This window comes from Acinetobacter sp. NIPH 2699 (assembly GCF_022549355.1).
In the GTDB taxonomy this organism is placed as follows: Bacteria; Pseudomonadota; Gammaproteobacteria; order Pseudomonadales; family Moraxellaceae; genus Acinetobacter.
This window is the reverse complement of the sequence record NZ_JAKZGL010000008.1, coordinates 136,816-149,161: the sequence shown is the minus strand read 5'-3', so window position 1 is coordinate 149,161 and position 12,346 is coordinate 136,816. Positions and strand designations below refer to the sequence as shown.

Genomic DNA, 12,346 nt, shown 5'->3' with positions numbered 1-12,346 from the left:
GTTCAGGTTCAGGTTCAGGTTCAGGTTCAGGTTCAGGTTCAGGTTCAGGTTCAGGTTCAGGTTCAGGTTCAGGTTCAGGTTCAGGTTCAGGTTCAACGCTAAACACTTCTTGCTGAACTACAAGTTGCTCTTCAACTTCAGTACGTTGTTCCAATTGCTGAACATCAGATGCGATTGTTTCAATCGAAACCACATCTTTTTGAGCTTGATCAATATTGTGAGAACTTGTCTCACCGACAGTAATCTGCCCCACGGATAAGGGCCTAAATGCGAGCAAACGTAATACGCACATTTCAAAGCCTTGCTCTTGGGTTACAGCAAGTTGTAGATCAGCACGCCCTTTACATGCGATTTGATAATAAAGTTGTAAATCTTGAGCTGAAAGCAGCTTTGACAGTTGCAGAATTTTCTGATTAATTTCTTCGCTATATTTTAAAGCAAGATCTGGTAAATATTGCAACAAAGCCAATTCATGTAATGTCGAGACCAATTGATCTAACACCAAAGACACATCCAAAGCTTGCTGCCTAAATTGCAAAAGCAATTGACTGACTCGGGCTTGTTGGTTTTGATAAATCGCTAAAATCAAATCATAAATAATAGTACGGTCAATCAAACCAAGCATATCTTTGACATCTTGATGATGAACCGCCCCCTGACCATACGCAATCGCTTGATCCGTTAAGGAAAGCGCATCACGCACCGAACCTTGGGCAGATTCAGCAATTTGCCAAATGGCATCTTGATCGGCGTCAATATGCTCTTTATTCAAGATATCAGTAAGATGTGAAGTAATTTCATCAACAGCCAAAGGACGCAAGGTGAACTGCAAACAACGGGAAATCACGGTAATTGGTAACTTCTGAGGATCCGTTGTCGCAAATAAAAACTTTACATGCTCAGGTGGTTCTTCTAATGTTTTTAACAGCGCATTAAATGAATGCGTTGAAAGCATATGTACTTCATCGATCAGATAAACCTTAAACCGTCCTTGAGTCGGTGCATAAGGAACATTGTCAAGAAGTTCACGAGTGTCTTCAACTTTGGTCCGAGATGCCGCATCAATTTCAATTAAATCAATAAAACGACCTTCATTGACAGCTTTACAGGTTGCGCAAACCTCACATGGCGTTGAGGTTACACCCGTCTCACAATTCAAACACTTGGCTAAAATACGGGCAATTGTCGTCTTCCCGACCCCACGCGTCCCCGTAAATAAGTAGGCATGATGCAAACGCCCACGTTCTAATGCGCTCGTTAAAGCACGAGAAACATGGTTTTGCCCCACTAACTCATTGAAATTACGTGGACGGTATTTTCTTGCCAGTACTTGATACATGTATGCTCCTTATTGCCGCTTTAGAATACTGTTTTTTTGAAAGGCTGTGAACGAATACGCATCCAATTGATCAAGATTAAATACATTCTATATGTTTTAGAGTCGAAATCATGCATTGTGCTCATGGCGGGAACAACACATTTACGCAAGACTTGCGCCTGCTCTCAACTCAAGTAACAATACGCACCAATTTTACATCGCTTTGGCTTATTTCTTCATGTCTCAATCTTTAACGGTATTAGGCGGTATCACCGCAGAACGGTTTCTAACTGAATATTGGCAAAAAAAACCTTTGCTGGTACGCAATGCAATGCCCGAAATTATAGGTCTATTAGAACCAGATGATGTCAAAGAACTTGCTTTAGAAGAAGATGTCACTGCTCGCTTGATTCGTCAAAAAAATAAAAATCCAAATGAATGGCATGTAAAGTCCTCTCCGCTCACTAAAGGTGATTTCCAAAAATTACCGAATCTATGGACACTATTAGTTCAAGCAGTTGATCATTACTCATTTGATATTGCCGAACTTTGGAAAAAATTTCCTTTTATTCCTCAATGGCGTCGTGATGACATCATGGTGTCCTATGCACCTCAAGGTGGTTCTGTCGGCAAACATTTCGATTTTTATGATGTTTTCTTGGTACAAGGTCATGGTCATCGTCGCTGGCAACTCGGTCAAATGTGTGATGAGTCGACAGCATTTGTTGCAGATCAGCCGTTAAAACTATTAGCAGAAATCGATATTCACTTTGATGAAGTGCTTGCCCCAGGTGATTTATTGTATGTACCCCCAGGTCTTGCACATTACGGTGTCGCTGAAGATGATTGTTTAACCTTCTCTTTCGGTTTTCGCATGCCAAATCTCTCAGAGATGATTGATCAAGTCAGTGATAAATTTGCTGAAAATGAGATACTCAAAAAACCTTTACTTGATATTAAGCGCCAACAGAGTGCAGCAGTGGGCGAAATTAACGATATTGAATTTTCATACTTAAAAACTCAACTACTCGACTATCTCACTCAAGCACCTGAGTTCGATGCTGCGATCATGTCTTATATGAGTGAATCTAACTATCCGAACAATATTCCAGAACCAGAGGAAATTGAAGCGGATGATTTGACTGAAATCATTGGCACAGGATTCCAGTTGATCCTTGAGCCAGCATCGAGACTACTTTATAGACAACAAGGTGAATCCCTCGACTTTTGGGCAAATGGTGAGAATGTATGCATTTCCAAAACGTTTGAACACCATCTAAAACAAATAGCCGACGGAGAAAGCTTAATGTTCAATGAGCAATTCAATTCACCTGAAACTTTAGACGATATTGCTCTACTTCTAAATAATGCGATTGTGATGTTATTACCACCGAACTAATCCTTTTTACTGATACCTCCAAGTTAATTAAGCGCTATATGTGAAATATATTGAATTAATCTTTTCACTACAGTTGTTTAATTATACTTGGAAATATCAAACTGATTATTTTTATGCTAATTACATTTTAATGATTGAATACCAATAAAAAATTTATAAACTATTTATTAATAATTTAAAAACATATATTCCTTCTAAATAACTTTTTGACTCAGAATGGAGCACAAACGTGTTTAAAAAAACATTATTTTGTTCATTTATCGCTTCTTCTATATTTTTACAAACGGTTCAAGCCTGTACCAGAGCAGTCTATTTAGGCAATGACAACCATATCATTACCGCCCGCTCTATGGACTGGAAAGTTGATGTTGGTACCAATCTATGGATCATGCCAAGTGGTGCAGATCGAGACAGTAACGCAGGCCCAAAATCACTCAAATGGAAAGCAAAATATGGAAGTGTGATTGCGACTGGTTATGATATCTCTACGACGGATGGAATGAATGAGGCTGGGCTGGTTGCAAATGTATTATGGCTGGTTGAATCTCAATATCCAGATACAAGGAAATCCAATAAACCCCAGCTCAGTATTTCTGCTTGGGCGCAATATGTACTCGACAATTTTGCAACTGTTTCTGAGGCCGTAAATGCTTTAGCAAAAGAACCATTTGACCTTATTACCGACAGTGTTCCAGGTGAACAACGATTAGCCACTTTACATTTATCAATTTCAGATAAAACTGGCGATAGTGCCATTATTGAATATATAAACGGTAAGCAAGTCATTCACCACGATAAGAAATACCAAGTGATGACCAATTCCCCAACCTTTGATCAACAGCTTGCACTCAATACCTATTGGCAACAAGTTGGTGGCACAGTCATGTTACCCGGAACCAATAGAGCTGCTGACCGATTTGCACGGGCATCTTTTTACATCAATGCCATTCCCAAAAATGATAACTTGAAAGAAGCCGTTGCTTCAGTATTTAGCGTTATTCGCAATGCATCCGTACCATTTGGTTTAAATACAGCTGAAGAGCCCAATATCTCATCAACACGCTGGAGAACAGTCGCTGATCACAAACAACAACTTTATTTCTTTGAATCAGCAGTATCCCCGAATGTTTTTTGGATTGATTTAAAGAAAATCAATTTTAAAGATGGTATGACACGCAAGCTTGATCTTGGAAAAGACCAACAAAATACCTTTGCTGGTGATGCAACCAATCAGTTCAAAATAGCGAAACCATTTGAATTTCTTGGTCCAGCATCACATCAATAAACGTCTAGACGTAGAATAAACTAGAGAAGTTAAATATGAAAAAAGTACTGTGTTTACTTAGTATTGCTGTAATAGCAAGTGGTTGTACAAGTTTGCAAACGCCACCAACGACAACGATTGATCATCTTGCTACGGCAGGTTCATTACATTGTAAGACCAATGAAATTTGTCCAAATGTAGTGGTTGAATGGGATAAACAGCAAAAAGATCAACTAAAAGTTGATGTTGCCTTGACCAGTACTTACCAATATTACGATATAACAGGTATCACGTTCTTGGTTGATGGAAAGTCATTTAACTACCTTCCGACTGAGAAAACTCAGCAGAAATATATAAACAAACTTATTCCTAAGCGCTCATCCAATACCTTTGTTTTGCCAAGTTTATTTCTGTATGAATTGAGAAATGCAAAAAATGTTGCGTTATCAATTGAAACGGATAAAGGCGTGATTCAACGATCAGTGTATACACCAACCCAATCATCCACACTGTTCCAAAACTTTACTCAATTAATTGCAAGTCTACCCAAACAGCAACCCCAATAAATGCTTCACTAGATTTTGGCCAGTTATTATCTATTGATAACTGGCCATTTCATCCATTAAATCCCCTAAGGCAAATATGAAAATGATTATCATTTTTAAAACCATATAAACGCATCAAATCCTATAATGCCAAAACAACAGGATGATTCAAATGATGTCTATTCCAAAACCATTTTATATCTATTAATAACCACACATATTTTATAACCAAGTTATATCAGTAATATAAATTTATACTGCTCGTTTTAACTGACCATATGAGCGACTTATTTAAAAATCAATTAAATAAATATTGCCATTTACCCCTATGATATTTCTCAAATACCATGTAAAATATTTGCCAAAATTGCATAATGAAATGCAAAAAATGCTCTTGACCAAGAGCAAACTCGAGGCGTTATATGTCAAAAAAAGAAGATATTATTAGCACAGCATTACGACTTTTCAACTCGCATAGCTATAACTCGGTTGGGGTTGATCGAATTATCAGTGAGTCAAACGTTGCGAAAATGACTTTCTATAAATATTTTCCATCCAAGGAAAAACTGATTCAAGAATGTCTCATTCAACGCAACCAGAATCTACAAGCTTCGCTCAACATCGCTTTAAATGAGTGCGATCCTACAGACCATCTGGGTCAGCTCAAAAGAATTTTTGAATGGTATGCTGTGTGGTTTAACGCTGAAGATTTTAATGGATGTATGTTTCAAAAGGCACTTGAAGAAGTTATCAAGATTTACCCTTCAACTTTAGAACCTGCAACCCAATATAAAATTTGGTTAACTGCCTTAGTTCAAGATTTACTTGCAAATTTAGGTATTCCTACGCCAATCCACCTTGCAACGTTAATTGTCAGTATCTTAGACGGTATGACGATCCAAGCACATGTGGATAAAGACTCTGTTGAAATGAACGAGTATTGGAAGCGTGTTGAACACCTCATTAGTTTTGAACAAACACTTGCATAAATAGACTTCTTTCATAAACTCCTCTTGTTTCTCCCAATGGGAGAAATACAAAGAGGGTATAAATAATGATGAAAGAGATCGAATGGTTTAATCCCTTAGGCATAAAGGGATAGGTGTATATAAAGTAATGAATGAGTTAAATAAAAAATAAAGCGTGATTTATAATTTTTTTTCTAGCTCACGCTTGCGTCTAAATAAGTATTATTACCCTCTGGCGGTTGTGTTTTCACACTTCCGTTCCTTCTTATGCAGACAGATTATTCTGTCCTAAGCCCAATTCTATACACTTTTATTCAAAGTACAACCAATTTTTTAATTTTTTTAATATTCATTAGCTATATTAACCACTTAATTTTATTGTGAAGTAAATTTAAAAAATAATGACTTATTTAGGTCTGAAACTTCCATTTTATTTCTCCCATACTTAACAAGTGTTAAGCAGTTTGCATTTATACAAAAAACAGTTAAAACATTATCATTATTGCTTAAGCATATCACTTTCCCTTATATGCATTGTCATTAAAAACCATTGTGATTACTCAGTTTTACAACAATTCTTTCTATCACCCATCTTATACTTGGTTCGGTTTTCTGGTAGCAGGTAGAGTATGCAAAAAAATCTTGAAATTGAGGCGATGAGAGCGTCTGCGAGTAATGTTGTTAATGTACTTAAATCTCTAGCAAATACCGATCGGTTAATTATTTTGTGTCATTTAACCCAAAAAGAATTGAATGTCACACAAATTGCAGAACTCACAAACATTGTTCAACCTACGCTTTCACAGCAATTAATGATGCTACGTAAAAGTAACGTTGTTTCTACGCGTCGTGATGGAAAACAAATTTTTTATTCAATTCTTGATCCAAAGTTAGCCATCATCTTGAATACATTGTATGAGCATTACTGTCCAAAAACAGAACCCTCATAAAACAACAAGCACTCGTTTCTTTAGCACTTCTTCTGCATAATATATATAAATTTATGCTTTAAAATGTTAAACATGAAAAAGTTAAATCAAGGCCTCTCTACACTGTTCCCTGCAAGAAAATGGTTACATAACTATCAGCTTCCCAGTTTTAGGTCTGATTTAACTGCCGCTTTAATTGTTTTGGCTATGCTTGTTCCTCAAGGTATGGCCTATGCCATGCTGGCTGGTTTACCTCCAATCATGGGAATATACGCCAGTATATTACCGATGATCATCTATGCGTTTACGGGTAGCAGCTCCACGCTGTCGATTGGTCCAGTTGCCATTATTTCCATGATGGTGTTTGCAGCGTTAAATCCACTCTTTCCAGTTGGCTCAGCAGCCTATATAGAAGCGGCTTGTCTCTTGGCTGTCTTAGTGGGTGTGATCTCACTGGTTTTAGGTGTATTTCGTTTCGGTTTTTTAATTCAACTGATTAGCCACCCTGTTATTCAGAGCTTCATCATTGCATCTGCTTTATTGATCGCACTCGGACAATTCAAGTTTTTACTCGATATCCCATTACAAGCCAATAATATCCCTGAGTTCTTTGTCAGCCTATCCCAACACTTCCATAAGATAAGTCTGAGTAACCTTGGTTTCGGAATCACCGCGATTGGCGTACTCGTTTTGCTACCCAAATTTATTCAATCCCATTTTATAAATAAAATTATTCCACTACTCCTCCTACTTTTATCAATTGTATTTATTTCTGCTTTAGGTATAGATCATCATGGTATTAAAACCGTCGGTGCCATCCCCTCAGCTTTACCCAGTCTGCATTTTCCAACATGGGACTTGAGCTTAGTTCAACAGCTACTCCCTAGCGCATTTATGATCGCAATGATTAGCTTTATTGAATCCTTAGCTATTGCTCAAGCAACAGCATTACAAAAACGTGATGACTTAAACAGCAATCAAGAGTTGATCGCATTAGGTCTGGCAAATATTGCAGCGGGTATAAATTCAGGATTTGCAGTTTCTGGCAGTTTATCTCGAACAGTGGTCAATGCGGATGCAGGTGCAAAAACCCCAATCTCTGGTGTGCTTTCTTCGTTACTCATGATCCTCGTAAGTTTATATTTTACTGGGCTGTTTGCAAATCTACCTTTAGCTGTTTTAGCTGCCACCATTTTTGTTTCAATATGGAAACTGGTCACACTGACACCTTTTATTGATACGTGGCGATATTCAAAAGCTGATGGTCTGGCGATGTGGGTGACTTTCTTGGGGGTGACCTGCATTGATATTTCGACAGGGCTTATGATTGGTATTGTTTTAACTTTTGTCCTATTACTATGGCGCATTAGTCGTCCACATATTGCAGTGATCGGCTTAATTGAAGGCACTCAACACTTTAGAAATGTGTCACGCTACGATGTCATTACCATGCCAAATGTTGTGGCATTTCGAGTCGATGAAAATCTTAGTTTTTTAAATGCACATGTATTGAAAGGCCATGTGATTACTGAACTTAGCCACAACTCACAGTTACAACATGTCGTCATCAATTGCTCAAGTATTAGTAATATTGATCTCAGTGCGCTTGAAATGTTGAAGGATCTAAATCGAGAATTATCACAATTACAGATCCAATTACATTTGTCAGAAGTGAAAAGTCCTGTCATGGATAAACTATCTAAATCGGAACTTCTAAGTGAGTTAAGTGGTCAAGTATTCCTATCACACTACCAAGCAATACAAACGCTTTCACTACAACATCAAGCTAAAATCAAGTCCTTTTAGCTCGTTTTTCACCCAAAAGGATATCTGATATTACGATAAAATACTTTTAAAAAACATTATGTTAATTTTTACAATATTTTTAAAGTGATTAGTCCGCAAAAAAGATTTTAATATTCATAGCGCTTAGGTATAGAATACGGCGCTTGTTTAACCTTAAATCGTGCATAGGTTTATAAGGCTTTCATATGTTTAATGTATTGTCCCGCTTAAGTTTAATTAGCAAAATTATTATCGCCATTTTTTTAGGGATTGCGGTGGCATTGCTATTCCCTAATTTCACACCTTATCTAAGTTTATTAGGTGAGTTATTTATTAAAGCCTTGAAATCTGTTGCACCAATTTTAGTTTTTGTACTTGTACTTTCTTCAATTGCAAATTTCAAGATTGGGCAAAACGCCAATCTAAAACCAGTGATGGTTCTCTATGTGGTGGGCATGTTACTCGCTGCATTTAGTGCGGTAATAGCGAGTATCGTATTCCCTAGCCAACTTTTTTTGAATTTATCAACTCAAACAGATTTACAAGCGCCTGGCAGTCTTGTTGAAATCCTAAAGAATGTACTACTCAGCTTTATCTCAAATCCTGTTCAAGCAATCAGTGAAGCTAACTTTATTGGTATTTTAGCTTGGGCAATTGGTTTAGGTTTAGGTTTACGCCATAGTTCAGACACAACAAAGCAAGTATTGACTGATACCGCCGATGCAGTGAATAAAATTATTCATACTGTAATTGCATTTGCACCAGTCGGTATTTTTGGTTTAGTTGCAGTGACTTTTGCGGAAGCTGGTTTTGCAACATTATCAAGCTATGCACATTTGTTAATGGTATTAATCGGCACAATGGCCTTTGTGGCGCTTATTATTAACCCGACTCTTGTTGCAATTACAATGCGTACAAATCCATATCCACTGGTATTTAAGTGTTTAAGAGAAAGTGGTATCACTGCATTTTTTACTCGTAGTTCTGCTGCCAATATCCCTGTCAATTTAGATCTCGCTCACCGCTTAGGTGTTAACGAAGCTATGGCAAGTGTTTCAATTCCACTTGGAGCAACGATAAACATGGCGGGTGCGGCTGTAACGATTACGGTATTAACACTTGCAACTGTAAATACGCTTGGTATGCATGTAGATTTGAGTATGATGTTAATTTTATCAGTTGTCGCGACGATCTCAGCTTGTGGCGCCTCAGGCGTGGCAGGCGGTTCGTTACTATTGATCCCAGTTGCATGTAGTTTGTTTGGTATATCATCAGAAGTTGCGATGCAAGTTGTTGCAATTGGTATGATCATTAGTGTATTACAAGATTCAACTGAGACAGCGCTCAACTCATCAACAGATGTTCTATTCACTGCTGCTGTAGATTTTAAAACCCGTCAAGACTCATAGGTTTATATGCCACTTCAACGTTTACCGAACTGGATTCAACTGGGTGCTTTTTTACTGGCATTGAATGCAGGGATGGTAAACGTCTTGGGTTTATTCACCCTACTGCACCAATCTGTTTCTCACATGACGGGGAATGTCAGCTTACTGGCCATGAATATACTGGATTGGCAACCAGATCATCTAATCTATTTGAGCTTAGTGGTTATTTGTTTTGTCATAGGGTCGTTTTATAGTGGTCTTATTCTTGGAAATGGTAACCTAGCATTAGCACGACATTACGGATTTCCACTGAGCTTAGTCGCATTTTTCCTGTTTTTAACATGGTTGCTCATCCCTTCTTTTCCTCGTTATGGCTTACTATGGGCCTGTGTTGCGATGGGTATGCAAAATGCAATGGTCAGCCACTATAAAGGTGCTATCATTCGCACGACTCATTTATCTGGTGTGCTTACGGATATTGGCTTAGCGCTGGGTTATAAGGCACGTGGATTAACAGTCGAAAAACGTCGCATCTTCCTGCATTTACTTATTCTTAGTGGGTTCTTAGTGGGTGGACTTGTTGCGAGCATGCTATATCCTTATTTAAAATTACAAACCTTTCTCATCCCTGCCGCTTTAAGCCTAATGATGAGTATGGCATATTGGATTTATTATTTTCGTTCTTCATCAAACTTAAATTTGGATTGAATTATGGTTAAAAATGCATTGCAAGCTCAGTTATTAAAAGCGGGTTTGGTGGATAATAAAAAAGCAAAAAAATTAACCAAACAAGTGCAGCATGAGCAACGTACAGGGCAAAATGATGATGCAACATTTAAAGCTGAGATTGATCGTGCTAAACAAGAAAAAATAGCCAAGGATCAAGCGCTAAATTCAGAGAAACAACGTATTTTGGAAGAAAAAGCCCTCAAAGCCTCAATCATCCAAATGATCAAACAGCACAAAGTACAACAGACCGAAGGCGATATTGCCTATCAATTTATTGATGATAATAAAATCAAAAAAATCTATCTTGCTCAACAAGTCTATAACGCGCTGGTGTCTGGTTCACTGGTCATTGCAAAAGATCAAGAGAGTTACGCCTGTCTTCCCAAAGAATTAGCGGAGAAAATTGATCAGAAGATGCAAGGATTCATCTTGGTGAATAATAATACAGCAGAAAATAGCCAAACCACAGATGAGGAAGATCCATACGCAGCTTATGTCATTCCTGATGATTTAATGTGGTAAACAGTCCTACTCTGTAAAGATGCCTTACAGATCGTATATAAACTGTGATAAAAATAAACGAAAGCCTTATTACACCTTACAATTCCCCCTCAAAGAATTTTAAGGTGTTTGGTTTTGGATTATTTAAATTTTATACGCAATATTCAAAATGAGTTGAGTCATTATCCTTGGCTAGAGATGTTACTTGCCTTAATCATCTTAATCTTATTTGCAGCACTGGCAAATTTTATTGCTAAAAGAATTATCGTTCGTGGTATTCGCCATTTAATTACAAAATTTAAGTCTCCAAATCAATCTATCTTTGCACAGCATAGTGTTACTCGTCGTTTAGCAAATATTGTTCCTGCGATTGTGATTATGAATGGGATCAGCACTGTCCCACATCTATCAGAGAAAGTGATCAGCCTTGTGCAAATGGGTGCTCAGGCCTTTATTTTCCTCACCATCGCACTAGCAGTCAGTGAAGCACTGAATATCTTTAATTTAGTCTATCAACGTAATCCTAAATCAAGAAATAAGCCAATTAAAGGCTATTTGCAACTGGTCAAATTGGTCTTATTTGTGGTGTGTGGCTTATTGATTTTAGGTACCTTCCTCAAAAGAGATGTTTTCACCTTGCTCGCTGGCTTCGGGGCAATGGCAGCGGTATTAATGCTCGTGTTCCAAAACACGATTCTTTCTTTGGTGGCCAGTGTGCAAATCACATCTTACGATATGGTTCGTATAGGCGACTGGATTGAAATGCCCTCTTTAAATGCCGATGGTGATGTCATTGATATGTCATTACATACAGTGACCGTTCAGAACTTTGATAAAACCTTTACCACTATTCCAACCAACAAACTTGTGACGGATACCTTTAGAAATTGGCGTGGAATGAGTGACTCAGGTTGTCGTCGGATGAAACGCTCACTTTTTCTTGATCAAAGTAGTGTGCATTTTATGAACAATGAAGAGCAACAAAAACTCAAAGATTTTTTATTGTTAGATCAATACCTTGATGCAAAACAATCAGAGATTGAAGAATTCAACAATCATTTGAGTAATCATTCACAATACAATCAACGACGTTTAACAAATTTGGGAACGTTTAGGGCTTATGTTGAGTTTTACTTACGTCAACACTCTGGCATTGCACAGAATCAAACGATTTTGGTTCGCCAGTTACAACCAACCAGTGAAGGTTTACCTTTAGAGATCTACGCATTTACCAACACGATTGCATGGGCATCTTATGAAGCAATCCAATCTGATATTTTCGATCATTTAATTGCAATTGTTCCTGAATTTGGCTTAAGAATTTATCAAGCACCATCAGGTCATGATTTTCAGACTTTTAAACACGAAGTAGATGTTGAAAAACTAACCTAAATCAATACACAGAATAAAGCTGCAATGGCTTGAAGGTCTTACTCAATCCAGATGAATGGATAGATACAGCGCCCTCAAGCCATTGAGTTATAGATATCAGATTTCATAGCGATAACTAGATATATTTA

General features: G+C 37.6%; 11 protein-coding genes. 10 read left to right on the top strand and 1 reads right to left on the bottom strand.

Translation table 11 applies throughout. The features are described 5' to 3' along the window. A partial coding sequence (gene dnaX / locus MMP72_RS10070) for a DNA polymerase III subunit gamma/tau (RefSeq protein WP_241316904.1) occupies window positions 1-1,339 on the bottom strand: 1,339 nt, incomplete at its 3' end. A 217-nt stretch (window positions 1,340-1,556) separates the two neighbouring features. Here dnaX and MMP72_RS10065 point away from each other — a divergent pair. The 10 genes from MMP72_RS10065 to MMP72_RS10020 all read left to right on the top strand — a co-directional run bounded on the left by MMP72_RS10065 (window position 1,557) and on the right by MMP72_RS10020 (window position 12,218). Beyond that, complete coding sequence (locus tag MMP72_RS10065; RefSeq protein ID WP_241316902.1) at window positions 1,557-2,717, top strand: cupin domain-containing protein; 1,161 nt, start codon at window positions 1,557-1,559, stop codon at window positions 2,715-2,717. A 229-nt stretch (window positions 2,718-2,946) separates the two neighbouring features. After that, window positions 2,947-4,002, top strand: a complete 1,056-nt coding sequence (locus MMP72_RS10060) for a linear amide C-N hydrolase (RefSeq protein ID WP_241316900.1) — start codon at window positions 2,947-2,949, stop codon at window positions 4,000-4,002. A 35-nt stretch (window positions 4,003-4,037) separates the two neighbouring features. Continuing rightward, window positions 4,038-4,547 carry a hypothetical protein gene (locus MMP72_RS10055; RefSeq protein ID WP_241316898.1) on the top strand — a complete coding sequence of 170 codons (510 nt, stop codon included), beginning with the start codon at window positions 4,038-4,040 and terminating at the stop codon, window positions 4,545-4,547. Window positions 4,548-4,948: 401 nt separating this feature from the next. Continuing rightward, window positions 4,949-5,515: a TetR/AcrR family transcriptional regulator gene (locus MMP72_RS10050; protein ID WP_241316896.1), complete on the top strand. Its 567-nt coding sequence runs from the start codon at window positions 4,949-4,951 to the stop codon at window positions 5,513-5,515. A 608-nt stretch (window positions 5,516-6,123) separates the two neighbouring features. Then, window positions 6,124-6,444 (top strand): metalloregulator ArsR/SmtB family transcription factor, encoded by a 321-nt coding sequence (locus MMP72_RS10045; protein WP_241316894.1) that lies wholly within the window; start codon window positions 6,124-6,126, stop codon window positions 6,442-6,444. A 72-nt stretch (window positions 6,445-6,516) separates the two neighbouring features. Next, entirely contained in the window at window positions 6,517-8,229 is a 1,713-nt protein-coding gene (gene sulP, locus MMP72_RS10040; protein WP_241316892.1) for a sulfate permease, read from the top strand. 185 nt (window positions 8,230-8,414) lie between these two features. Continuing rightward, window positions 8,415-9,617 carry a serine/threonine transporter SstT gene (gene sstT, locus MMP72_RS10035; protein ID WP_241316890.1) on the top strand — a complete coding sequence of 401 codons (1,203 nt, stop codon included), beginning with the start codon at window positions 8,415-8,417 and terminating at the stop codon, window positions 9,615-9,617. A 6-nt stretch (window positions 9,618-9,623) separates the two neighbouring features. Beyond that, window positions 9,624-10,304, top strand: coding sequence for a YoaK family protein (locus MMP72_RS10030; protein WP_241316888.1), 681 nt, complete (start codon window positions 9,624-9,626; stop codon window positions 10,302-10,304). Between the two features lie 3 nt (window positions 10,305-10,307). Next, on the top strand, window positions 10,308-10,847 hold the full coding sequence (locus tag MMP72_RS10025; RefSeq protein ID WP_241316886.1) for a DUF2058 domain-containing protein: 540 nt from the start codon (window positions 10,308-10,310) through the stop codon (window positions 10,845-10,847). Window positions 10,848-10,961: 114 nt separating this feature from the next. Then, complete coding sequence (locus tag MMP72_RS10020) at window positions 10,962-12,218, top strand: mechanosensitive ion channel family protein (RefSeq protein WP_241316885.1); 1,257 nt, start codon at window positions 10,962-10,964, stop codon at window positions 12,216-12,218. Window positions 12,219-12,346 lie beyond the last annotated feature (128 nt).

Coding starts and splice junctions, on each gene's coding strand:
- MMP72_RS10055 (WP_241316898.1), top strand. CDS start 4,038: ATGAAAAAAGTACTGTGTTTACTTAGTATTGCTGTAATAGCAAGTGGT.
- MMP72_RS10050 (WP_241316896.1), top strand. CDS start 4,949: ATGTCAAAAAAAGAAGATATTATTAGCACAGCATTACGACTTTTCAAC.
- MMP72_RS10065 (WP_241316902.1), top strand. CDS start 1,557: ATGTCTCAATCTTTAACGGTATTAGGCGGTATCACCGCAGAACGGTTT.
- sstT (WP_241316890.1), top strand. CDS start 8,415: ATGTTTAATGTATTGTCCCGCTTAAGTTTAATTAGCAAAATTATTATC.
- MMP72_RS10030 (WP_241316888.1), top strand. CDS start 9,624: ATGCCACTTCAACGTTTACCGAACTGGATTCAACTGGGTGCTTTTTTA.
- sulP (WP_241316892.1), top strand. CDS start 6,517: ATGAAAAAGTTAAATCAAGGCCTCTCTACACTGTTCCCTGCAAGAAAA.
- MMP72_RS10025 (WP_241316886.1), top strand. CDS start 10,308: ATGGTTAAAAATGCATTGCAAGCTCAGTTATTAAAAGCGGGTTTGGTG.
- MMP72_RS10045 (WP_241316894.1), top strand. CDS start 6,124: ATGCAAAAAAATCTTGAAATTGAGGCGATGAGAGCGTCTGCGAGTAAT.